This is a genomic window from Enterobacter cloacae complex sp. P12RS (genome assembly GCF_014895875.1).
Lineage (GTDB): Bacteria > Pseudomonadota > Gammaproteobacteria > Enterobacterales > Enterobacteriaceae > Enterobacter > Enterobacter bugandensis.
Genome location: NZ_JADBQO010000032.1, coordinates 84115 through 104847, shown reverse-complemented (window position 1 = coordinate 104847; position 20733 = coordinate 84115). Strand labels below are relative to the sequence as shown.

Here is a 20733-nt window from a genome sequence, read left to right as displayed (position 1 = left end):
GCCATTAAGTATTTTTATTACATCCCAGCAAGTTATCATTGAAACCTATATATGTCCTGTTAATGACATTAAGCGCCAGGCTGACTTCAACCTCTTCTTATTACGTAATCAAAAAATGCTTCCCTTATCTTCTGTTGGAATTTCGCAAATTCAGCATGATGAATATTATGTCGCTTTTGGTGCCTTATCCGTAAGTTCTTCTCTTGAGGATATTATTCTGGAAATTACAACCCTTGCGGAGAATGCGCTGGATTTGGCTGAGCTTACACAAGAATTTATAAATTAACAGGTAAGGGAAAGGTATGGGCATCTTGAAGAATCTTTTTACACTGGGTAAATCACTACTCAATCAGGCCGATGAAGCGATAGAAGAAGCGCAGGGCGTTCGGATGCTGGAGCAGCACATCCGGGATGCAAAAGCTGAGCTTGATAAAGCAGGCAAATCCCGGGTTGATCTGCTTGCCCGGGTGAAGCTCAGTAATGACAAGCTTTCCGAGTTGCGGGAGCGGAAGCAATATCTTGAGTCACGAGCGATAGAAGGAATGAGCAAGAATATTGATGCTGCGCTGCTAAACGAGGTTGCAGAAGAAATCGCCCGACTTGAGAATACCATTACTCGTGAAGCACAGGTTTTGGACTCTCTTGAAACCTCAAGAAATAATATTGAAAAAGCCGTAGCTATTACTTCACAACGTATTAATCAGTTTGAACAGCAGCTGGAGGTTGTTAAAGCCACGGAAGCCATGCAGCGGGCGCAACAGGCCGTGACGACGTCAACGGTTGGAGCAACATCGAACGTAACGACGGCCGCAGAGTCTTTAAAAAGACTTCAGACGCGTCAGGCTGAACGTCAGGCCAAACTGGATGCGGTAGCGCAACTGGAAAAAGTGGCGGATGGACGTGAGCTTGAAGAGAAACTCGCGCAGGCAGGCGTGGGTACCACAGGAACAAGCTCCGCACAGGCAGTTCTTGAACGGTTAAAACTTACGCAGGCTCTGTAATGTTTCTCTCCTGGGTCGTGAATGTTTGCAGGCAACATTTATTCCGGCTTACCTGGACAGCGCTGCTGTGCTTGTTTGCCGGGCATTATTTGCTTTGCTTTATTGTCTTTCATTGGTTGGGAGAGACGACCCTCGTTGGCCGGATAAGTGATTTTGTTTATTACAGCTCAGTGGTTGGGGCGACGATTGGCTTTGGAGATTTGAGTCCTCAGAGCGAAGCAGGGAAGTTGTTCACAGCTCTCTGGCAAATCCCTATCGGCGTTGGGCTTTTCGGCGCATTGATGGGCAAAATCATCGCGTTAGTACAGGGATTATTAGCTAAAGGAATAGCAGGAATGTGCAATTTTAGTTCACTATATAACCATGTTTTGGTGATTGGCTGGCGCGGTCATCAGACAGAGAAAATGATCTCATTGCTGCTTTATGATGAGCAGCGGGTATTTAGTCGCGTAGTGTTGTGTGAGCAGCAGGATATAGCGCATCCTTTATCCGATAATTTATATGTCGATTTTCTCAAAGTAAGTAATTACAGCGATCCGAAAGAGCAAAAACGGATGGGGTTAGTAAATTGTTCATGTGTAGTCATTTTTGCCAGCACCGATGAACAAACCTTTACGGCCACACTCTCACTGGTAAGCGATGCGCCAGCGCATTGCCATATCGTTGCTTATCTTGAGGATGAACGCTACGCAGGCTTACTGGAGACCCATTGCCCAACAATAGAGATTGTTCGCAATCTTTCAGCCGAACAGCTTTCCCGTTCGATCCAGGATCCTGGCTCTTCTCAATCCGTAGCGTCAATCATGAACCCGATGCTGGGTGATACGGGTTACACGCTGATGGTACCCACATCGGTTTCCTGTATACCTTATGGTGCGTTAATGCATTACATGAAACTGCAACATGATGCGACGGTGCTGGGGATTAGCCACTGTAAAAATGGTCGTGGTATGGAGCTTAACCCTGAGATCTCCACAGAGGTTAGAGGAGGGATGTGGTTGCATTTAATCGGCAATAGTCGCATTTCGTCGAATGAGGTGTGCTGGCAGAACATAGGGAAAAGTCATGCGGAACTTATTTTTTAATTTATTTAATAAAACACCTCAGCCAGTGATGCGTGGCCCATTGGGATTACATCAACGTGCGGCGTTTACACTTGATACGCTGACATTTCGACTGTCCGCCCGTTTTTTGACTCAACTACCAGAAGAGGAATATACCATTGCAGCTAGCAGCGTGATTGAAGCTGGCGCGGGTTGTCGTATTTATCGTTATTACACGTCTGGTGATGAGTTTTTGCAGATAAATACTACTGGTGGTATGGAAAGGGAAAGTATTGATGATATTAAGCTTTTTATTTATCAGGATAGCTTTGGTATTGCTTCGGAGAAACAATGGCAAAAAGAGATTGGTGCAGCTTTAATTGGCAGACCCAGTCTGCAATGGAATGAACGAGACTGGACAAGAATATTTAACGAGAATGAGGAGGGGAACGTTGAACCGGTTTACCTGCTGGAACACGTTGAAAATAACCAGAACGAAAAATGGGATGTGCATAATTTCATGATGGCATATCAGAGGGAGGCGACTGCCGATCTGTATGAGTACCTTTTGCTAACTGGCGAAGAGACATTTTGTGATAATAGCGAGCCAGAGTGGATCTTTTCGTATGCCGTAGGTGTGGATATTCCACTCACTTCGCTAAACATTGTTGGATAACTTTCTGGGGATGTAAACCATGCTGGGTTCATTATTTGCTTTTCTTTCTTACTTCTTAACCGGTCTGGCGATGACCGTCATATTCTTATTCATCTACTCAAGAATAACGTCACATGATGAATGGAAACTGATTAAAGAAAATAACCTGGCGGCGGCGGCAGCATTCAGTGGCACGCTATTGGGGTATGTGATTCCTCTGTCCAGCGCTGCCGTAAACTCGGTTAGCATGCCGGATTACCTGATATGGGGATGCGTTGCGCTAGTCGTACAATTACTGGTGTATGGCTGCGTACGCATTTATATGCCGAACATTAGTGAAAAAATCGTCAACCGCCACTACGCCGCAGGATTATTTATGGGGATGGCAGCACTGGCTGGCGGGATCTTAAATGCTGCCTGCATGACATGGTAATAAATGAACATGGCTAAAAAGAAAAAAACACGGAAGTCTAGTCCGATTCGATCTGCATCAGGAAGCCAAGATGCAGCGTTCCGCTCTTCACCCTCAAAGCGCAAAAGCGGGAAGTATTTGACGCTGGCAATTATGGGCGGTGCAGCATTTATCGCCCTGAAGGGGTGCGATAGTTCGGCTGATGATAATGACGGTGATGGCGTGTTTTACGCATCGCCGCAAGCGTGCGTTGACGATGGCAATAGCGCTCAGGTTTGCAGCGATGCATGGAACAATGCGAAAGCTAAATTTGAAGCAGATATGCCGAAAAATATGTCAAGGGAAGACTGCATACGTCAATTCGAGAACTGCTATTACGACAATATCGAAAATAGCTGGATACCGGTTCTGTCAGGATTTTTACTTAATAAAAAAGTCAGAGAAGACGCTGATGAAGGGTACAGGTATACAAGTGGAGGTTCATTTTACTCTTCCCGTCCCGTGTGGCGAAATTCTTCATCCTATGTCTGGCACTCCGGTAAGCAGGCCGGCAGTCAAATGGGCTATACAACAAAGCGCGTATCAACAATCTCTCGGGGTGGATATGGGCGCTCATCCAGTGCCCGTGGAAGCTGGGGAGGGTAATTATGTTACGTCATGACGTTCCTATTCGTCCGGGGCTGGACAAAATTGCCCGCGACCATGGTTTTCATTTTCATATTATCGACGATGAAATTTACTGGGATGAGAGCCGTGCCTACCGCTTTACGTTACAGCAGATTGAAGAAAGAATTGAAAAACCCACGGCTGAACTGCATCAAATGTGTCTGGATGTGGTGGATCGTGCGGTAAAAAGTGAAGAATTGATGACGCAGTTAGCCATCCCGCCGCTTTACTGGGATGCCATTGCGGAAAGCTGGCAGAGCCAGGATCCTTCACTGTATGGCCGTATGGACTTCGTATGGACTAATGAAGGTAGTGTCAAAATGCTGGAATACAATGCCGACACACCGACGTCCCTATATGAATCAGCCTATTTTCAGTGGCAATGGATGGAGGACGCACGTCGCGCTGGGATCATTCCTCGAGACGCCGATCAGTTTAATTCCATTCAGGATAAGCTTGTCGCTCGATTTGCAGAACTAGCCACCGACATTCCACTCTACTTCTGCTGCTGCAAAGAGAGTGAGGAGGATCGCGGCACGCTTCTCTATCTGGAAGATTGCGCCGTCCAGGCCGGACTGAACACCCGCTTTATCTATATGGACGATATTGGCCTGGGCACTGGCGGTTTTTTAACGGACATTGATGATAATGTTATCCGGCGTGCGTTTAAGCTCTACCCTCTGGAATGGATGATGCGTGATGAAAATGGTCCGCTGCTGTGTGCCAGAAGAGAGCAATGGCTGGAACCACTCTGGAAAAGCGTCATCAGCAATAAGGGTATTTTACCCCTTTTGTGGCGCTTTTTTGAAGGGCATCCCAACCTTCTTCCTGCGTGGTTTGAAGATGAATTAACGTCGATTCCAAATGGCGTTCCGTTAGTCCGTAAGCCCCTTTTTTCACGAGAAGGAGGAAATGTGACTATTTTTGACGCGCAGCGCAATATTGTTGAGAGTGAAGCTGGTGATTATGCAAACGAACCTATGATTTATCAGGGCTTCCAGGCATTACCGCGTTTTGGCAACAGCTATACATTGATAGGAAGTTGGGTGGTCGATGATGAACCTGCCGGAATCGGTATTCGTGAAGACGGATCGTTGATAACGAAAGACACCTCGCGTTTTATTCCCCACTACATAGCGGGTTAATTTTAGCTGGGGTGAAAACCCCAGCTCTGAAGTTCACTCCTCTAACGACCGTAAATGGTCATTCTTCCTGAGTGTCATCAGCGCGAAAATACTCACCACCGCCGTTGCCATCACGTAATAGGCCGGAATGTCCAGGTTGCCCGTCTGCTTAATCAGCCCGGTAATGATTAACCCCGCACAGCCCGAAAAAATCGCGTTCGATAACGAATAGGCCAGCCCCAGTCCCGTATAGCGCACGCGCGTCGGGAACATCTCAGACAGCATCGCCGGCCCCGGCCCCGCCAGCATGCCCACCAGACCGCCCGCAATCAGCACCACAATCGCTTTGACCGCCATCGTACTGGACTCCGCCTGCAAAATTTTCAGCAGCGGCAGGGCGAGGATCAGCAGGAGCACGGTGGCCATAATCATCACCGTTCGCCGCCCGATCCTGTCGCTCAGCATTCCCGACGGAATGATGGTGAGCGCAAACCCAATGTTAGAAATCACCGCTATCAGCAGCGCCTGATTAAACCCGGTGTGCAGCGCCGACTGCAGATAGGTCGGCATGATCACGAGGTAGGTATACCCCGCCGCGGACCAGACCATCACGCGGCCAATGCCCATCAGGATGGTTTTGAGCGTGGCGGAAGTACTGGCCTGAGCAATGACCGCTTTTTCCTTCTGCTGCACAAAGCTCGGCGTCTCTTCCATGCTCACCCGCAGCCACAGCGCGACCACGCCCATCGGCAGGGCAAGGAAGAATGGAATGCGCCAGCCCCAGTCGTGCAGGGCTTCAGGCGTGAGGAGGGCAGAGAGCAGCGCGACAATACCTGCGCCCGCTAACAGCCCGAGCGCCACGGTAAAGGACTGCCACGCGCCGTACAGACCGCGCTTGCCGCGCGGGGCGAACTCCGTCATCAGCGAGACCGCACCGCCGTACTCGCCGCCCGCGAACAGACCCTGCAGGATGCGCAGCAGCGTAACGATCAGCGGTGCCGCAATGCCGATGCTGGCGTAGACGGGCACGATGCCGATGGCCGTGGTGGCGAGCGTCATTAGCACCAGCACAATAATCAGCGTCGGTTTTCGGCCTATCCTGTCACCAATGCGGCCAAATACCACCGCACCCAGCGGACGGAAGAAGAAGGCAATGGCAAACGAGGCCCAGGTGAGGATTAGACTGGTCAGTCCCGCCTCTCCCTCAAGCTGGAAGAAGTTCTTCGCAATTACGGTCGCCAGAAAACCGTAGACCGCAAATTCATACCACTCGATAAAGTTACCAATGGAGCCTGCAATTAATGCACGCTTGTGCGCGTCCTGTTGCATAACGATCCTCACAAAGACGGGTTAAGAATAAATTATTCAACATAAGCGAAGTAATGAAATAGTTTATTCTTATGTTCTGTGAGCTATTTCACGAATGATATCAGCGGGATCGCCATCGTGTGACCTCACTCCCATGCAGCGTTCATACGGTCTGTCCATACTTACCTTCATTGCCACTGAAGGAGGGAGACAGCATGCACTGGCAGACCCATACCGTTTTTAATCAACCAGCCCCACTCTCTAACAGCAACCTTTTCCTCTCTGACTGCGCCCTGCGCGACGCGGTTGCGCGCGAGGGTGCCGAGTGGGATATGGATCTTCTTGCCAGCATCGGACAGCAGTTAGGCACGGCGGAGTCGCTGGAGCTGGGCAGGCTGGCGAACGTGAATCCGCCGGAGCTATTACGCTACGACCCCACGGGTGAGCGGCTGGATGACGTTCGCTTTCATCCGGCATGGCACCTGCTGATGCAGGGGCTCTGCGCTAACCGGGTACATAATCTGGCATGGGAAGAAGAGGCACGAAAAGGGTCTTTCGTCGCCAGGGCCGCGCGCTTCGTGCTCCATGCTCAGGTAGAAGCGGGGACGTTATGCCCGGTGACCATGACCTTCGCCGCCACGCCGCTGTTGCAGCAGTCGCTGCCCAAACCGTTTCATGAATGGTTAACGCCGCTGATGAGCGACCGTTACGATCCCCATCTCGCACCGGGTGGGCAAAAGCGCGGCCTGCTGATCGGCATGGGAATGACGGAAAAGCAGGGCGGCTCGGACGTGCTCAGCAACACCACCAGAGCGGAAAAATGCAGCGACGGCAGCTACCGACTGGTGGGCCACAAGTGGTTTTTCTCCGTGCCGCAGAGCGATGCGCATCTGGTGCTGGCGCAGGCGAAAGGCGGTTTGTCCTGCTTCTTTGTCCCGCGTTTCTTACCCGACGGACAGCGCAACGCCGTACGGCTGGAACGTCTGAAAGACAAGCTCGGCAACCGCTCGAACGCCAGCAGCGAGGCGGAGTTCCTCGATGCCTCCGGCTGGCTGCTGGGTGAAGAGGGAGAAGGCGTGCGGCAAATCCTGAAGATGGGCGGGCTGACGCGCTTCGACTGTGCGCTGGGCAGCCACGGGCTAATGCGCCGGGCGCTTTCCGTGGCGCTGTACCACGCCCATCAGCGTCAGACCTTCGGCAAAAATCTTATCGATCAGCCGCTAATGCGTGAAGTGCTAAGCCGTATGGCGCTGGTGCTGGAGGGGCATACGGCGCTGTTGTTCCGTCTGGCCCGGGCGTGGGATAACCGCACCGACCCGCAGGAGGCCGCCTGGGCGCGGCTTTTTACCCCGGCCGCAAAATTCAGCGTGTGCAAAGCGGGCATTCCGTTCGTGGCGGAGGCGATGGAGGCACTCGGCGGCGTCGGGTACTGCGAGGAGAATGAACTTCCACGCCTGTATCGCGAGATGCCGGTGAACAGCATCTGGGAAGGATCGGGCAATATCATGTGCCTGGACGTGCTGCGGGTGCTGGCGAAGCAGTCAGGTATCCACGACCTGCTTGCCGACGAGTTTGCCCAGGTCAAAGGGCAGGACAGACACTTTGACCGCAGCTGGCGGCAGCTTCAGCAAAAGCTGCGTAAACCGCAGGAGGCGCAGGGGAGGGAGATCGCTCAGCAGCTCTTTTTGCTGGGGGCCGGCAGCCAGATGCTGCGGCACGCATCGCCGCCCGTGGCGCAGGCGTGGTGCCGCATGATGCTGGATACCCGTGGCGGTACGCTCATGAATGTGCAGGTGCAAAGCGATCTGCTGCTGCGCGCCACGGGCAGGGTTGGCTAGCGTTTAAGCTGGAACAGGCTGACCAGCTGGGTAAGGTGTGACCCTTTCTCGCGCAGCGTGCGTGCGGTTTGCTCGCTGCGTGAGATGCGATCGGCATTGATATGCGACGCTTCGCCAATGTGGGTCATGGCAAGATTGACCTGGCCGATCCCCGCGGACTGCTCGCGTGACGCGTGGTTAATCTCCGTGACCAGCTGGCTGATGTTGTCGATATGAACGATGATGGAATCCATCGCCAGACGCGTCTGTTCAGACAGCGCATGGCCTTCGCCCACTTTTCGCAGGGTATCGCCAATCAGATGTTCAATCTCCTTCACCGCGTTGGCGCTTCGACCTGCCAGGGCGCGAACTTCCTGCGCGACCACAGCAAAACCTTTTCCATGCTCGCCTGCGCGTGCCGCTTCTACCGCCGCATTCAGCGCCAGAATATTAGTCTGGAACGCGATGGACTCGATCACGCGGGTGATGTCTTCGATACGTTTTGACGCTTCGCGAATGTCGTCCATGGTGGCAACCGCATGGGTCACCGTTTCACCACCCTGATGAACCGCGCGCGAGGTTTCACCTACCAGCTGCTGCGTTTGCTCCATGTTGGCGGCATTTTGCTGCACGGTCGCGGCCAGTTGCTCCATGCTGGCGGAGGTCTCCTCAACGCTGCTGGCCTGCTTGTTGATCTGCTCGGAGATGTCTCCGGTATCGGAGGCCAGCGCATTGGTGCCCAGATGGATCTCGCCCGCGGCCTCGCGGACCTGCAGGACAATTTTTTGTAGCCCATCGCCGATACCGTTAATGGCTTCAACCAGCTGGCCAACCTCGTCCTGGCGGGTCACGGGCAGGCTGGAGCGTAGATCGCCCGCGGCATACTGGCGGGCAAGGTCAATCACGTTACGCAGCGGACGGGTCAGCATCCGGCGAATAAGTATCACAAACAGGCCCGCGAAGAGGACAGACAACGCTACGCCGGCCAGCAGGAAACGGTCGCGCATAGCGTTAACGCTTGAGAGCAGGACTGATTTATCCACTTCACCGACGATGGTCCAGTTCCAGCCGGGCAGCGGCGTATAGGCCATTTTCAGCGTGCGACCGTCGTCGCTTACGCGTTCCAGCGAGCCTGAGGAATCGCTCAACAGCTGCTGTTGGGTGGCGCTATCCCACTTCGGCAGTTTTCCCTCTTCGCTGGCGTGGAACAGATACTGACCGCGCGTTTTGCCGTTGCTGCGGTCCAGCACGAAGAAGTGCCCGCTCTCGCCCAGGCGGCGGTTGAGGATTTTCTCGCGCATGACATTCCAGGAGTGAGTGATATCCACCCCAACGAAGATGATCCCGATAACCTGACCTTCACTGTTCTTCACGGGCTGGTACTGGGTTATGTAGCGCTTGCCAAACAGGAGCGCCAGGCCGCGGTATACCTCGCCTTTCGTGACGGAGGCAAACGCCGGGCTGCTCGTGTCCAAAACCGTCCCCATAGCGCGATCGCCATTCTCTTTGCGCAGGGAGGTGGCAACGCGAATGAAGTCGTTACCGCTGCGAACAAACAGCGTTGAGATCGCTCCCGTACGGCTCAGAAAATCATCAGAAAACGTTGTATTTTCATGGAGTTCAGCGTCGCCCCCTTTCAGCAGGGGAACGGCGAGCCCGTTTATGGTCCGGGTCTGCTGAGTATCGACGCTAAACGGCTGAGGCAGAAATGTCGTAAACAGTCTGGTGTAGCTTTCGACTTCTTCGCTCAGGCTGGTATTAAACATCTGCACCATGTCGACCATACCGGTGGACTGATTATGCAGATCTTCTACCGCGAGGGCTTCAAGCTGCTGGCTGGCTTTTTGGCTGAGCAGGAAAGTGAAAAGCAGAAACAGCGTGGCGACACTGACGCCCGTCAGCAGCGACAGCTTTGTTCCAAGGCCCGCACGGCGGAAAACATTGATCATAAATTGCTCATCATTGAAAAGGTATGGTTCTTCAACGGCAGAGCGGAGATTACGTTTACTGAATTAATGTAACAAAATGTTATTTTATTGTTTTAGAGTGGTTTTAAATTAGATAAAAAATTTGCAAAAACGAAAAGCCACTAAAAATAAGTGGCTTTTATCAGGAAGGATTTATACGTAGAGAATGGCCTGTACCCGCCACTGGTCGATATGGTTATCTTCCTGCATCTGGATAATGCGATACCATGACGCGCCCTGTTCATCGGCCTTTAATGCCACGATACGTTCAACGTCTTGCGGGCTCCCCGGAATGTTATTGACGGAGATCTGGCCTATTTCATTCAGACCTGTTACGCAATCCGCACTGGCGAATTCTGCTGACTGCGCGGTGGTGCTCACCAGGCCTGCAGAGAGCAACAGAGAGGTCAAAGCAAGAGTTCGTTTCATCGTCAGCTCCATTTCACATATTTCCGGTATCCGCCGGGCAATCCTTCGCGAATAAACTCCCATTCCTTGTCGCTGGCATGGAGTTTATTGTGGACAGGAAAATGTCTATGGACGCAAAGCAGTGTAAATGTCGTTCAAAGGTAAACCATTATTTCCGGTACAAAATGGCTTGTGAATACCACTGTCCCGTTATGATGGTTTCGTCGATCATAATAATGACGTAATAATCTGCTTTGGCAGCGACGGCTTGTGCCTTTATTGCGTCTTCTGCGTCATCCGGCGAACCGCGAACGAGCGCGGAGACGGTGCCCATTCGCTGTAATCCTTCCGTCTGATTACGACGAATCTCCTGCGGATGATCGGCAACCGGGGGAGCGGGTTGCGGTGTACCCTGCAGTGCGCTACAGCCGCTGAGCAGAAACATCAGCAATAAAGCAGCAAACCTGTGCATAACCATATCTCGTTTCCTGTTAGCCATAGTGTAGTTGTCTGCGAATTTAGTTTTGGGGGAATGTTCCCGAAGTGTTATCTGGGACGTAATTTTCGAATGAAAATAGCGTCAAACCGTAATCCAGTTCTCAACATTATGAATCATTCATTCGTACAGGGTCGACAATGATTGAAATTGAAATACGCCATCTCGGCGACCATGAAATTTTACACGCTGTGCCGGCAGGGAAACGTGATAAATCGCTGCCTGTTGTGGTTTTTTATCATGGGTTTACCTCATCGAAACTGGTTTACAGTTATTTTGCAGTGGCGCTGGCTCAGGCAGGTTTTCGGGTGGTAATGCCGGATGCGCCTGACCACGGCGCGCGCTTTACGGGCAATGAGCGGGCGCGACTGGGGCAGTTCTGGCACATTCTGCACGGCAGCCTGACCGAGTTTGCTGGGTTGCGCGATGCGCTCTATGAGGCTGGGCTGGTGGCCGATAATCGGCTGGCGGTGGCCGGGGCGTCGATGGGCGGCATGACGGCGCTGGGGATTATGACGCATCATCCTGACGTACGGTCTGTTGCCTGTCTGATGGGCTCGGGCTATTTTACCTCGCTGGCGAAGACGCTTTTCCCCCCTCAGGATTTAACGGAAATTATGCCGATGCTGGCAGAGTGGGAAGTGACCCGGGCATTGCCGCGCCTGGCCGATCGCCCGCTGCTGCTATGGCACGGTGACGCGGACGATGTTGTCCCGCCCGATGGAACCTTCCGCCTGCAGCAGGCGTTAAAGAATGAAGGACTGGACGCTAATCTGACCTGTTTGTGGGAGTCAGGCGTCCGCCACCGCATCACGCCAGCGGCGCTGGACGCCACGGTGGCGTTTTTCCGCAAGCATCTTTAAACGCGCAGGACTTTCACCCCTTGATCTTCCAGCTTCTGGAGGATCTCGGGGTTCGCCCCTTTGCCGGTGATCACCATGTCGATCTGTTCTGCGCGGCTGAACAGCATGCCTGCGCGTTCACCGACTTTGCTGCTGTCGACCAGCACAACGAGCTTGCCCACCACGTTGAGCATGTTTTGTTCCGCCATCGCGGTCAGCATATCGGTTTTATACAGGCCGTCAGCGGTCAGGCCTTTGCCGCTGGTAAACATCCAGTGCCCGGCGTAGAGACTGTTTTCGCTGTCTTGCGGGCTGAGCGTGATGGACTGGCTTTTGTTGTACTGGCCGCCCATGATCACCACGCTTTCATGTTCCTGATCGATCAGGTAGTTAGCCAGCGGCAAATAGTTGGTAATGATTTGCACCGGCTTGCCGCACATTTCACGGCCCAGCAAAAACGCCGTGGAGCCGCAGTTGATGACGACGCTCTCACCGGGGTTCACCAGCTGTGATGCCGCTCTGGCAATCCTTACCTTTTCATCGTGATTCTGCGCCTGATGAATATTCATCGGCGACCAGCGTGGACGCTGCTGGCTGATGGCTTCTGCGCCGTTGCGGACTTTTTTCAGCTTGCCGCTCTCATCCAGCTTGTTGATGTCTCGCCGCGCGGTGGCGGGGGAGATCCCTAAACGTTCGATCACTTTCTCGACGGTGATAAACCCTGTTTGCGCCAGGAGTTCCAGTAAAATTTGATGCCGTTGCGCTTCCGTCATGAGCTATTCCGATAAGAATTGATTTGAAAAGATGATATTTGAAATAGCATGAAATTACTAAAATAAATATGAAATCGCCAGACACAGGGTCTGGCGATGTGGCCTCACAATCAGAGGAAGGATTTGAACGGGAGATCTGGCTCAATGGTGAAGCAATCATCGAAGCCGCGCGGGTAGTGATACTCAAGATTGTCTTTGTCCAGCGGCCAGGTGAACTTGCCGCCTACCTGCCAGATAAAGGGCTTGAAGCCGTACTTCAGGCGGTCTTTTTTCATCTCCCACAGCACGCGGATCTCTTGCGGATCGGCCTGGAAGTTTGACCAGATATCGTGGTGGAACGGGATCACTACTTTGGTGTTGAGCGCTTCCGCCATGCGCAGCATATCGGCGCTGGTCATTTTGTCCGTAATACCGCGCGGGTTTTCCCCGTACGAGCCCAGCGCCACGTCAATCTGATGTTCGTTGCCGTGCTTCGCGTAATAGTTAGAGTAGTGGGAATCACCGCTGTGATACAGGGAGCCGCCCGGCGTCTTGAACAGGTAATTCACCGCACGCTCGTCCATGCCGTCTGGCAGTACGCCAGCAGCCTTCTGGTCGGCCGGCAGGGTAATCAGCGCGGTACGGTCAAAGGCATCCAGCGCGTGGATTTCAATGTCTTTAATTTTCACCACGTCGCCAGGCTTCATCACGATGCAGCGCTCTTTAGGCACGCCCCAGCCAATCCAGAGATCTACGCAGGTTTGCGGCCCGATAAACGGTACGTCGTCCGCGCAGTTTTGCATCACCGCTGCCGCCACGTTCACGTCGATATGGTCGTTGTGATCGTGAGTAGAAAGCACGGCATCGATCTGGCGAATGGCAAAAGGATCAAGCACAAACGGCGTGGTGCGCAGGTTCGGCTGGAGCTTTTCCACGCCGGCCATACGCTGCATCTGGTGGCCTTTTTTCATCAGCGGGTTGCCGTGGCTCTGTTTGCCGGTGCCGCACCAGAAATCGACGCAGATATTGGCACCGCCTTCAGATTTCAGCCAGATACCGGTGCAGCCCAGCCACCACATTGCAAACGTGCCAGGAGCAACCTGTTCCTGCTCGATCTCTTCGTTCAGCCAGCTACCCCACTCCGGAAAGGTGCTCAGAATCCATGATTCACGGGTAATGGTTTTCACTTTACTCATCGTTTTGACTCCTGGTTTAATCAAAAATAATCACATCATGATTCGTTATGATTAATGCTGGCACTATTTGACGTGCTTTGCAATGGTGAAAATGCGGAATTTTATCTGCGCGACTTCACGGACTCTCCACTCTTTACTTGTTAGATTATCCTGCATTAAACATTAATTTGATGAATTATAAGGATTAATTTATTTTTGTGGTGCGGTAGTGAAAATCATTACTAACAGCATGGAAATAAATTGCGTGATGCGTCACAAATAATCAAATGCAATCTTGTGGTGATTATTTGTGATTAATAGAGTGATGGCACCAACCGCACAGGGATTGCCCCTCGTGTTCTCATTTCTGGAGAGAGTTATGGAGATCCTCTACAACGTCTTTACCGTTTTCTTTAATCAGGTAATGACCAACGCCCCGCTGTTGCTGGGTATCGTGACGTGCCTGGGTTACATCCTGCTGCGCAAAAGCGTCAGCGTGATTATTAAAGGCACCATCAAAACCATTATCGGTTTCATGCTGTTGCAGGCGGGGTCAGGCATTCTGACCAGCACGTTTAAGCCGGTCGTCGCCAAAATGTCGGAAGTGTATGGCATCAACGGCGCTATCTCTGATACGTACGCCTCAATGATGGCGACCATCGATCGCATGGGTGATGCCTATAGCTGGGTGGGGTATGCGGTGCTGCTCGCGCTGGCGCTGAACATCATTTACGTGCTCCTGCGCCGCATTACCGGCATTCGCACCATCATGCTCACCGGGCATATCATGTTCCAGCAGGCGGGGCTGATCGCGGTTTCTCTCTATATCTTCGGTTACCCAATGTGGACCACGATTATCTGCACCGCGGTGCTGGTCTCGCTCTACTGGGGTATCACCTCCAACATGATGTACAAGCCAACGCAGATCGTGACCGACGGCTGTGGCTTCTCCATCGGTCATCAGCAGCAGTTTGCCGCCTGGATTGCCTATAAAGTTGCGCCGTACCTGGGCAAAAAAGAGGAGAGTGTCGAAGACCTCAAACTGCCTGGCTGGTTGAATATCTTCCACGACAACATCGTCTCAACGGCGATTGTGATGACCCTCTTTTTCGGCGCCATTCTGCTCTCTTTCGGCATTGACGTCGTGCAGGCGATGGCGGGTAAAACCCACTGGACGGTCTATATCCTGCAGACCGGTTTCTCCTTCGCGGTAGCGATTTTCATCATCACTCAGGGCGTGCGTATGTTCGTCGCCGAGCTGTCGGAAGCCTTTAACGGCATCTCTCAGCGCCTGACCCCTGGTGCGGTACTGGCGATTGACTGTGCGGCTATCTATAGCTTTGCGCCAAACGCCGTCGTCTGGGGCTTTATGTGGGGCACCATCGGCCAGCTGATTGCGGTGGGCATCCTGGTGGGCTGCGGCTCCTCAATCCTGATCATTCCTGGCTTTATCCCGATGTTCTTCTCCAACGCCACCATTGGCGTGTTTGCTAACCACTTCGGCGGCTGGCGCGCGGCGCTCAAGATCTGCCTGGTGATGGGCATGGTGGAAATCTTCGGTTGCGTGTGGGCGGTCAAGCTCACCGGTATGAGCGCCTGGATGGGCATGGCGGACTGGTCAATTCTGGCACCGCCGATGATGCAGGGCTTTGCCTCCGTCGGTCTGGCCTTTATGGCCGTCATCATCCTGATTGCTCTGGCTTATATGTTCTTCGCTGGCCGTTCGCTGCGAGCTGAAGAAGATGCGGAAAAACAAACAGCAGAAGTGTCTGCTCATTAAGGAGTTTCGATTATGACCGTACGTATCCTGGCTGTGTGTGGCAATGGGCAAGGTAGCTCCATGATCATGAAGATGAAAGTGGACCAGTTTTTGACCCAGTCAAACATCGACCACACGGTGAACAGCTGCGCAGTGGGTGAATACAAAAGTGAACTGAACGGCGCGGACATCATCATCGCTTCAACTCATATTGCCGGTGAGATTAGCGTGTCGGGCAACAAATATGTGGTAGGCGTGCGCAACATGCTGTCGCCTGCGGATTTCGGGCCAAAACTGCTGGAAGTGATCAAAGAACACTTCCCACAAGACGTGAAGTAAGGACGCCACATGAAACTACGTGATTCGCTGGCAGAGAATAACGCCATCCTTTTACAGGCCGACGCCAGCACCTGGCAGGAAGCGGTGAAGCTGAGTGTGGATCTGCTGGTTAAAGCGGACGTTGTCGAGCCGCGCTATTACCAGGCCATTCTGGATGGCGTGGCGCAGCACGGCCCCTATTTCGTGATTGCGCCGGGCCTGGCCATGCCGCACGGCCGCCCGGAAGAGGGCGTCAAGAAAACCGGTTTTGCACTGGTGACGCTGAAAACGCCGCTGGTGTTCAACCACGAAGATAACGACCCGGTCGATATTCTCATCACCATGGCGGCCGTTGATGCCAACACCCACCAGGAGGTGGGTATCATGCAGATCGTCAACCTGTTTGATGACGAAGCCAATTTTGACCGTTTACGCGCCTGCCGCACCGCGCAGGAAGTGCTGGATTTAATTGATAACGCCACTGCGGCGGCCGTTTAAGAGGAATTGAACATGTCATTACCAATGTTGCAAGTTGCGCTGGATAACCAGACGCTGTCTCACGCTTACGAAACCACCCGCCTGATTGCGGAAGAGGTGGATATCATCGAAGTGGGGACCATTCTGTGCGTGGGCGAAGGCGTGCGCGCCGTTCGTGACCTGAAAGCGCTCTATCCGCACAAAATCGTGCTGGCGGATGCCAAGATTGCTGACGCAGGCAAAATCCTTTCCCGCATGTGCTTTGAAGCCAACGCCGACTGGGTCACCGTGATCTGCTGTGCGGATATCAACACCGCCAAAGGCGCGCTGGACGTGGCAAAAGAGTTTAACGGCGACGTGCAGATTGAACTGACCGGCTTCTGGACCTGGGAGCAGGCGCAGGAGTGGCGCGATGCGGGCATCCAGCAGGTGGTGTATCACCGCAGCCGCGATGCGCAAGCCGCAGGCGTGGCGTGGGGCGAAGCGGATATCAGCGCGATTAAGCGTCTGGCGGATATGGGCTTCAAAGTCACCGTCACCGGTGGCCTGGCGCTGGAAGATCTGCCGCTGTTCCAGGGCATCCCTATTCACGTCTTTATCGCTGGCCGCAGCATTCGCGACGCGGCATCTCCGGTGGAAGCGGCGCGTCAGTTCAAACGCTCAATCGCTCAGCTTTGGGGTTAAGGAGCGGGTATGTTGTCAAAACAGGTCCCGCTTGGCATCTATGAAAAGGCACTCCCTGCAGGGGAGTGCTGGCTGGAGCGGTTACGGCTGGCAAAACAGCTGGGTTTCGATTTTGTCGAAATGTCCGTGGATGAGACGGATGTGCGCCTTTCTCGCCTGGACTGGCGTCGCGAGCAGCGCCTGGCGCTGGTGGGCGCCATTGCCGAAACCGGCGTGCGCGTGCCGTCCATGTGTCTGAGCGCCCACCGCCGTTTCCCGCTCGGCAGTGAAGACGATGCCGTACGCGCTGAAGGGCTGGAGATCATGCGCAAAGCCATTCGTTTTGCGCAGGATGTCGGCATCCGCGTGATCCAGCTGGCGGGTTACGACGTCTACTATCAGGAAGCCAACGACGAAACGCGCCGTCGTTTCCGTGACGGCCTGAAAGAGAGCGTTGAGATGGCAAGCCGCGCGCAGGTCACGCTGGCGATGGAGATCATGGACTACCCGTTGATGAACTCCATCAGCAAGGCGCTGGGCTATGCGCACTATCTGAATAACCCCTGGTTCCAGCTTTATCCGGATATCGGCAATCTGTCGGCCTGGGATAACGACGTGCAGATGGAGCTGCAGGCGGGCATCGGGCATATCGTGGCGGTGCACGTCAAAGATACCCGCCCTGGCGTGTTTAAAAACGTACCGTTCGGCACCGGGGTGGTGGATTTCGAACGGTGCTTCGAGACGCTCAAACAGACAGGGTATTGCGGGCCTTATCTGATTGAGATGTGGAGCGAAACGTCAGACGATCCGGCTGCGGAAGTGGCAAAAGCGCGGGACTGGGTGCGCGAGCGTATGGCGCGCGCGGGGTTACTGGAGGCTGAACATGCTTAAGCTGAAACAGCAGGTCTTTGAGGCCAATATGGATCTGCCGCGCTATGGCCTGGTAACGTTCACCTGGGGCAACGTGAGCGCCATCGACCGTGAACAAGGTCTGGTTGTGATCAAGCCGAGCGGCGTGGCGTATGAAACCATGAAAGCGGACGATATGGTGGTGGTCGACCTCGAAGGAAACGTCGTTGAGGGCAAATGGCGTCCTTCTTCTGATACGGCGACCCATCTGGCGCTGTACCAGCGTTATCCATCGCTGGGTGGCGTTGTGCATACCCACTCCACGCACGCCACCGCCTGGGCACAGGCGGGGCTGGCGATTCCGGCGCTGGGAACAACGCATGCGGACTACTTCTTTGGCGACATCCCCTGCACGCGCGCATTAACGCAGGCTGAAGTAGAAGGGGAGTACGAACGCAACACCGGCAAGGTGATTATTGAAACGCTGGGTGAAACTGAACCGCTGCATACGCCGGGTATTGTGGTCTATCAGCACGGCCCGTTCGCCTGGGGAAAAGATGCCCACGACGCCGTTCATAATGCGGTTGTCATGGAGGAAGTGGCGCGCATGGCGTGGATTGCCCGCGACATTAATCCACAGCTTCAGGGCATTGACGATTACCTGATGAACAAGCATTTCATGCGCAAGCACGGCCCGAATGCCTACTACGGGCAGAAGTGAATAAGTGCTCTGGAATACCGAAAACAGTTGTAACCGGTGGTATTCCGGAGCCATTCATAAAAAAAAGCCCCCGGACAGGGGGCAACGTCAACTATGGCTATGTTCTCGTTGTTGGCTTTCCTGGTGCTAGCGTTAAAGGTTACCGGTAGATATCTGCACTGGCGTGCATATTGCCGTTGCTGCCGGGCTCACGGGTTAACATCACGTGGTAATAGGTTGCGCCCTGGGCATCGGTCTCTTCATTTAGTGCCCGATCTGCTTCGCTTTCAGTGGCGAAATTATGATTGATATAGATTACGCCTAAGCTATGCACATCATCCATGTTTCTGGCCTGCCGGCCGTCTATTTTGATGGCTGCCATCGCGTTTGCACTGAGCAAAAGCGCCGCCATTATGGCTACTGCGATTTTTTTCATGATATGCGCTCCACGACTGCGTGCTGTGTGAGGGGGAATACTCCTTCTTTAATTCAGCTGATCTCTGATTAAAGTGTAATCATTCCTCCGGCGGGGATGCGTGACCATTTCTGATGCAGTTGTTCAAAAAAACAACGCTTCCTGATGCGATTAATTTTAAATCACCCACTTAGACCAGCTTTACGCTTTGTGCGAATTATTTGTGCAATCAGCTTGAGTTTCCTGGGGGGGGCAAGTATTATGACGCGTCAATTTTTCAGCCGACCTTTAACACGTTCCTTGCCTCCCCGGGCCTCGGCTGACCCAGACAGGAGGCTGAATAATCCGTAAGGAGCAATTCGATGCGTCATTACGAAATCGTTTTTATGGTCCATCCTGACCAGAGCGAACAGGTTCCGGGTATGATCGAGCGTTACTCTGCTGCCATCACTGGTGCAGAAGGTACGATCCACCGTCTGGAAGACTGGGGCCGCCGTCAGCTGGCTTACCCGATCAACAAACTGCACAAAGCACACTACGTTCTGATGAACGTTGAAGCGCCGCAGGAAGTGATCGATGAGCTGGAAACTACCTTCCGCTTCAACGATGCCGTTATCCGCAGCATGGTTATGCGTACCAAAAACGCAGTTACCGAAGCATCTCCGATGGTTAAAGCGAAAGACGAGCGCCGTGAGCGTCGCGATGATTTCGCAAACGAAACCGCAGATGATTCTGATGCTGGGGATTCTGAAGAGTAATTTCTGATGACCAACCGTCTGGCGTTGTCCGGCATCGTATGCAGGGCTCCCCTTCGAAAGGTCAGTCCATCAGGAATTCCGCATTGCCAGTTCGTGCTTGAGCATCGTTCTGTGCAAGAGGAAGCCGGGTTTCACCGGCAGGCGTGGTGCCAAATGCCCGTTATTATTAGCGGACACGAAAACCAGGCCATTACTCACAGTTTAACGGTCGGTAGCGCAGTAATCGTTCAGGGGTTCATCTCTTGCCACAAGGCAAAGAACGGCCTGAGCAAAATGGTTCTGCATGCCGAGCAGATTGATTTGATAGATACTGGAGACTAGCCATATGGCACGTTATTTCCGTCGTCGCAAGTTCTGCCGTTTCACCGCGGAAGGCGTTCAAGAGATCGACTATAAAGATATCGCAACGCTGAAAAACTACATCACCGAAAGCGGTAAGATTGTCCCAAGCCGTATCACCGGTACTCGTGCAAAATATCAGCGTCAGCTGGCTCGCGCTATCAAACGCGCTCGCTACCTGTCCCTGCTGCCGTACACTGATCGTCATCAGTAATCGGGCACGGTCCATTAATACGACTTTAAGAGGATAAGGTAATGCAAGTTATTCTGCTTGATAAAGTAGCAAACCTGGGCAGCCTGGGTGATCAGGTTAACGTTAAAGCGGGCTACGCTCGTAACTTCCTGGTTCCACAGGGTAAAGCTGTTCCAGCTACTAAGAAAAACGTAGAGTTTTTCGAAGCACGTCGCGCTGAACTGGAAGCCAAACTGGCTGACGTTCTGGCGGCTGCTAACGCTCGCGCTGAAGCAATCAACGCACTGGGCACTGTTACCATCGCTTCCAAAGCTGGCGACGAAGGTAAACTGTTCGGTTCCATCGGTACCCGCGATATCGCTGATGCAGTTACTGCAGCAGGCGTTAAAGTGGCTAAGAGCGAAGTTCGCATGCCGAACGGCGTTCTGCGTACCACTGGTGAGCACGAAGTTGACTTCCAGGTTCACAGCGAAGTGTTCGCTAAACTGGTTGTTAACGTTGTAGCTGAGTAATTTTTTACTCTGCTCGCGTCGAAGCGCCGGCCTTGTGCCGGCGTTTTGCTATTTAAAGCTACCGGAAATTCTCTTTTTATCTCG

General features: G+C 53.2%; 26 protein-coding genes. 19 read left to right on the top strand and 7 right to left on the bottom strand.

The window, feature by feature from the left end; all coding sequences use genetic code 11:
- From IM284_RS17895 to IM284_RS17865, 7 genes are all read left to right on the top strand, one after another.
- Positions 1 to 286, top strand: a 286-nt coding sequence (locus tag IM284_RS17895) for a DUF2170 family protein (RefSeq protein WP_193055853.1), incomplete at its 5' end; no start/stop codon positions are given.
- A gap of 16 nt (positions 287 to 302) precedes the next feature.
- On the top strand, positions 303 to 1001 hold the full coding sequence (locus IM284_RS17890) for a PspA/IM30 family protein (protein WP_047364102.1): 699 nt from the start codon (positions 303 to 305) through the stop codon (positions 999 to 1001).
- Positions 1001 to 2086, top strand: coding sequence for a potassium channel family protein (locus tag IM284_RS17885; RefSeq protein ID WP_193055852.1), 1086 nt, complete (start codon positions 1001 to 1003; stop codon positions 2084 to 2086). The genes IM284_RS17890 and IM284_RS17885 overlap by 1 nt, the downstream gene beginning before the upstream one ends.
- Positions 2067 to 2720, top strand: coding sequence for a DUF2491 family protein (locus tag IM284_RS17880; RefSeq protein ID WP_047366974.1), 654 nt, complete (start codon positions 2067 to 2069; stop codon positions 2718 to 2720). The genes IM284_RS17885 and IM284_RS17880 overlap by 20 nt, the downstream gene beginning before the upstream one ends.
- Positions 2721 to 2739: 19 nt before the next feature.
- A complete protein-coding gene (locus IM284_RS17875; RefSeq protein ID WP_047052621.1) occupies positions 2740 to 3132 on the top strand; it encodes a DUF350 domain-containing protein in 393 nt (130 codons plus the stop codon).
- A gap of 9 nt (positions 3133 to 3141) precedes the next feature.
- The gene (locus IM284_RS17870) at positions 3142 to 3756 is read left to right on the top strand and encodes a DUF1190 domain-containing protein (protein ID WP_072058719.1); all 615 of its coding nucleotides are present in this window, start codon (positions 3142 to 3144) and stop codon (positions 3754 to 3756) included.
- A gap of 2 nt (positions 3757 to 3758) precedes the next feature.
- On the top strand, positions 3759 to 4922 hold the full coding sequence (locus IM284_RS17865) for a glutathionylspermidine synthase family protein (protein WP_047366976.1): 1164 nt from the start codon (positions 3759 to 3761) through the stop codon (positions 4920 to 4922).
- Between the two features lie 33 nt (positions 4923 to 4955).
- Here IM284_RS17865 and IM284_RS17860 read toward each other — a convergent pair whose 3' ends face one another.
- Positions 4956 to 6230 (bottom strand): MFS transporter, encoded by a 1275-nt coding sequence (locus tag IM284_RS17860; protein ID WP_047366977.1) that lies wholly within the window; start codon positions 6228 to 6230, stop codon positions 4956 to 4958.
- Positions 6231 to 6424: 194 nt separating this feature from the next.
- Between IM284_RS17860 and IM284_RS17855 the strand changes: the two genes are divergently transcribed.
- Positions 6425 to 8047 carry an isovaleryl-CoA dehydrogenase gene (locus IM284_RS17855; RefSeq protein WP_047366978.1) on the top strand — a complete coding sequence of 541 codons (1623 nt, stop codon included), beginning with the start codon at positions 6425 to 6427 and terminating at the stop codon, positions 8045 to 8047.
- Here the strand turns inward: IM284_RS17855 and IM284_RS17850 are convergent.
- From IM284_RS17850 to bsmA, 3 genes are all read right to left on the bottom strand, one after another.
- Positions 8044 to 9975 (bottom strand): methyl-accepting chemotaxis protein, encoded by a 1932-nt coding sequence (locus IM284_RS17850; RefSeq protein WP_047366979.1) that lies wholly within the window; start codon positions 9973 to 9975, stop codon positions 8044 to 8046. The two genes, IM284_RS17855 and IM284_RS17850, sit on opposite strands and share 4 nt — an antisense overlap.
- 171 nt (positions 9976 to 10146) lie before the next feature.
- Positions 10147 to 10434 carry a DUF1471 family protease activator YjfN gene (gene yjfN / locus IM284_RS17845; RefSeq protein ID WP_032644956.1) on the bottom strand — a complete coding sequence of 96 codons (288 nt, stop codon included), beginning with the start codon at positions 10432 to 10434 and terminating at the stop codon, positions 10147 to 10149.
- 136 nt (positions 10435 to 10570) lie between these two features.
- Positions 10571 to 10900, bottom strand: coding sequence for a biofilm peroxide resistance protein BsmA (gene bsmA / locus IM284_RS17840; RefSeq protein ID WP_072058716.1), 330 nt, complete (start codon positions 10898 to 10900; stop codon positions 10571 to 10573).
- A gap of 137 nt (positions 10901 to 11037) precedes the next feature.
- On the opposite strand from bsmA, the gene yjfP reads away from it, so the two are divergent.
- Positions 11038 to 11760, top strand: coding sequence for an esterase (gene yjfP / locus IM284_RS17835; RefSeq protein ID WP_047366981.1), 723 nt, complete (start codon positions 11038 to 11040; stop codon positions 11758 to 11760).
- On the opposite strand, the gene ulaR is transcribed toward yjfP, so the two are convergent.
- Positions 11757 to 12512: an HTH-type transcriptional regulator UlaR gene (ulaR, locus tag IM284_RS17830; RefSeq protein ID WP_024907324.1), complete on the bottom strand. Its 756-nt coding sequence runs from the start codon at positions 12510 to 12512 to the stop codon at positions 11757 to 11759. The two genes, yjfP and ulaR, sit on opposite strands and share 4 nt — an antisense overlap.
- A gap of 110 nt (positions 12513 to 12622) precedes the next feature.
- On the bottom strand, positions 12623 to 13687 hold the full coding sequence (gene ulaG / locus IM284_RS17825; protein WP_006810379.1) for an L-ascorbate 6-phosphate lactonase: 1065 nt from the start codon (positions 13685 to 13687) through the stop codon (positions 12623 to 12625).
- A gap of 358 nt (positions 13688 to 14045) precedes the next feature.
- On the opposite strand from ulaG, the gene ulaA reads away from it, so the two are divergent.
- Genes ulaA through IM284_RS17795 form a run of 6 tightly spaced genes read left to right on the top strand, consistent with a single transcriptional unit; the run spans position 14046 to position 18453 of the window.
- On the top strand, positions 14046 to 15446 hold the full coding sequence (ulaA, locus tag IM284_RS17820) for a PTS ascorbate transporter subunit IIC (RefSeq protein WP_193055851.1): 1401 nt from the start codon (positions 14046 to 14048) through the stop codon (positions 15444 to 15446).
- 12 nt (positions 15447 to 15458) lie between these two features.
- Positions 15459 to 15764, top strand: a complete 306-nt coding sequence (gene ulaB, locus IM284_RS17815) for a PTS ascorbate transporter subunit IIB (protein WP_003856022.1) — start codon at positions 15459 to 15461, stop codon at positions 15762 to 15764.
- Positions 15765 to 15773: 9 nt separating this feature from the next.
- Entirely contained in the window at positions 15774 to 16241 is a 468-nt protein-coding gene (gene ulaC / locus IM284_RS17810) for a PTS ascorbate transporter subunit IIA (protein ID WP_045259633.1), read from the top strand.
- Between the two features lie 12 nt (positions 16242 to 16253).
- Positions 16254 to 16904: a 3-keto-L-gulonate-6-phosphate decarboxylase UlaD gene (gene ulaD / locus IM284_RS17805; RefSeq protein WP_023334265.1), complete on the top strand. Its 651-nt coding sequence runs from the start codon at positions 16254 to 16256 to the stop codon at positions 16902 to 16904.
- A gap of 9 nt (positions 16905 to 16913) precedes the next feature.
- Positions 16914 to 17774, top strand: coding sequence for an L-ribulose-5-phosphate 3-epimerase (locus tag IM284_RS17800; protein ID WP_045259632.1), 861 nt, complete (start codon positions 16914 to 16916; stop codon positions 17772 to 17774).
- Positions 17767 to 18453 carry an L-ribulose-5-phosphate 4-epimerase gene (locus IM284_RS17795; protein ID WP_047366982.1) on the top strand — a complete coding sequence of 229 codons (687 nt, stop codon included), beginning with the start codon at positions 17767 to 17769 and terminating at the stop codon, positions 18451 to 18453. Before IM284_RS17800 ends, IM284_RS17795 begins: the two co-directional genes overlap by 8 nt.
- 139 nt (positions 18454 to 18592) lie before the next feature.
- Here the strand turns inward: IM284_RS17795 and yjfY are convergent, their stop codons facing one another.
- Positions 18593 to 18868, bottom strand: coding sequence for a DUF1471 family protein YjfY (gene yjfY / locus IM284_RS17790; RefSeq protein WP_041911476.1), 276 nt, complete (start codon positions 18866 to 18868; stop codon positions 18593 to 18595).
- A gap of 341 nt (positions 18869 to 19209) precedes the next feature.
- Between yjfY and rpsF the strand changes: the two genes are divergently transcribed.
- From rpsF to rplI, 4 genes are read left to right on the top strand one after another with little or no spacing between them, the layout of a single operon-like run.
- Positions 19210 to 19605 carry a 30S ribosomal protein S6 gene (gene rpsF, locus IM284_RS17785; protein WP_014068637.1) on the top strand — a complete coding sequence of 132 codons (396 nt, stop codon included), beginning with the start codon at positions 19210 to 19212 and terminating at the stop codon, positions 19603 to 19605.
- 6 nt (positions 19606 to 19611) lie between these two features.
- Positions 19612 to 19926 (top strand): primosomal replication protein N, encoded by a 315-nt coding sequence (gene priB / locus IM284_RS17780; RefSeq protein WP_028015270.1) that lies wholly within the window; start codon positions 19612 to 19614, stop codon positions 19924 to 19926.
- Between the two features lie 4 nt (positions 19927 to 19930).
- A complete protein-coding gene (rpsR, locus tag IM284_RS17775; protein ID WP_000135199.1) occupies positions 19931 to 20158 on the top strand; it encodes a 30S ribosomal protein S18 in 228 nt (75 codons plus the stop codon).
- A 41-nt stretch (positions 20159 to 20199) separates the two neighbouring features.
- Positions 20200 to 20649 carry a 50S ribosomal protein L9 gene (rplI, locus tag IM284_RS17770; RefSeq protein ID WP_006810372.1) on the top strand — a complete coding sequence of 150 codons (450 nt, stop codon included), beginning with the start codon at positions 20200 to 20202 and terminating at the stop codon, positions 20647 to 20649.
- Positions 20650 to 20733: the final 84 nt, after the last annotated feature.

Excerpts from the sequence above, each read along its gene's own strand:
- IM284_RS17870 (WP_072058719.1), top strand. The coding sequence starts at position 3,142 with ATGGCTAAAAAGAAAAAAACACGGAAGTCTAGTCCGATTCGATCTGCA.
- IM284_RS17885 (WP_193055852.1), top strand. The coding sequence starts at position 1,001 with ATGTTTCTCTCCTGGGTCGTGAATGTTTGCAGGCAACATTTATTCCGG.
- yjfY (WP_041911476.1), bottom strand. The coding sequence starts at position 18,868 with ATGAAAAAAATCGCAGTAGCCATAATGGCGGCGCTTTTGCTCAGTGCA.
- IM284_RS17875 (WP_047052621.1), top strand. The coding sequence starts at position 2,740 with ATGCTGGGTTCATTATTTGCTTTTCTTTCTTACTTCTTAACCGGTCTG.
- yjfP (WP_047366981.1), top strand. The coding sequence starts at position 11,038 with ATGATTGAAATTGAAATACGCCATCTCGGCGACCATGAAATTTTACAC.
- rpsF (WP_014068637.1), top strand. The coding sequence starts at position 19,210 with ATGCGTCATTACGAAATCGTTTTTATGGTCCATCCTGACCAGAGCGAA.
- IM284_RS17850 (WP_047366979.1), bottom strand. The coding sequence starts at position 9,975 with ATGATCAATGTTTTCCGCCGTGCGGGCCTTGGAACAAAGCTGTCGCTG.
- ulaB (WP_003856022.1), top strand. The coding sequence starts at position 15,459 with ATGACCGTACGTATCCTGGCTGTGTGTGGCAATGGGCAAGGTAGCTCC.
- IM284_RS17860 (WP_047366977.1), bottom strand. The coding sequence starts at position 6,230 with ATGCAACAGGACGCGCACAAGCGTGCATTAATTGCAGGCTCCATTGGT.
- bsmA (WP_072058716.1), bottom strand. The coding sequence starts at position 10,900 with ATGGCTAACAGGAAACGAGATATGGTTATGCACAGGTTTGCTGCTTTA.
- yjfN (WP_032644956.1), bottom strand. The coding sequence starts at position 10,434 with ATGGAGCTGACGATGAAACGAACTCTTGCTTTGACCTCTCTGTTGCTC.
- ulaA (WP_193055851.1), top strand. The coding sequence starts at position 14,046 with ATGGAGATCCTCTACAACGTCTTTACCGTTTTCTTTAATCAGGTAATG.
- IM284_RS17890 (WP_047364102.1), top strand. The coding sequence starts at position 303 with ATGGGCATCTTGAAGAATCTTTTTACACTGGGTAAATCACTACTCAAT.
- ulaC (WP_045259633.1), top strand. The coding sequence starts at position 15,774 with ATGAAACTACGTGATTCGCTGGCAGAGAATAACGCCATCCTTTTACAG.
- IM284_RS17865 (WP_047366976.1), top strand. The coding sequence starts at position 3,759 with ATGTTACGTCATGACGTTCCTATTCGTCCGGGGCTGGACAAAATTGCC.
- IM284_RS17855 (WP_047366978.1), top strand. The coding sequence starts at position 6,425 with ATGCACTGGCAGACCCATACCGTTTTTAATCAACCAGCCCCACTCTCT.
- priB (WP_028015270.1), top strand. The coding sequence starts at position 19,612 with ATGACCAACCGTCTGGCGTTGTCCGGCATCGTATGCAGGGCTCCCCTT.
- ulaD (WP_023334265.1), top strand. The coding sequence starts at position 16,254 with ATGTCATTACCAATGTTGCAAGTTGCGCTGGATAACCAGACGCTGTCT.
- ulaR (WP_024907324.1), bottom strand. The coding sequence starts at position 12,512 with ATGACGGAAGCGCAACGGCATCAAATTTTACTGGAACTCCTGGCGCAA.
- IM284_RS17800 (WP_045259632.1), top strand. The coding sequence starts at position 16,914 with ATGTTGTCAAAACAGGTCCCGCTTGGCATCTATGAAAAGGCACTCCCT.
- IM284_RS17795 (WP_047366982.1), top strand. The coding sequence starts at position 17,767 with ATGCTTAAGCTGAAACAGCAGGTCTTTGAGGCCAATATGGATCTGCCG.
- rplI (WP_006810372.1), top strand. The coding sequence starts at position 20,200 with ATGCAAGTTATTCTGCTTGATAAAGTAGCAAACCTGGGCAGCCTGGGT.
- rpsR (WP_000135199.1), top strand. The coding sequence starts at position 19,931 with ATGGCACGTTATTTCCGTCGTCGCAAGTTCTGCCGTTTCACCGCGGAA.
- ulaG (WP_006810379.1), bottom strand. The coding sequence starts at position 13,687 with ATGAGTAAAGTGAAAACCATTACCCGTGAATCATGGATTCTGAGCACC.
- IM284_RS17880 (WP_047366974.1), top strand. The coding sequence starts at position 2,067 with ATGCGGAACTTATTTTTTAATTTATTTAATAAAACACCTCAGCCAGTG.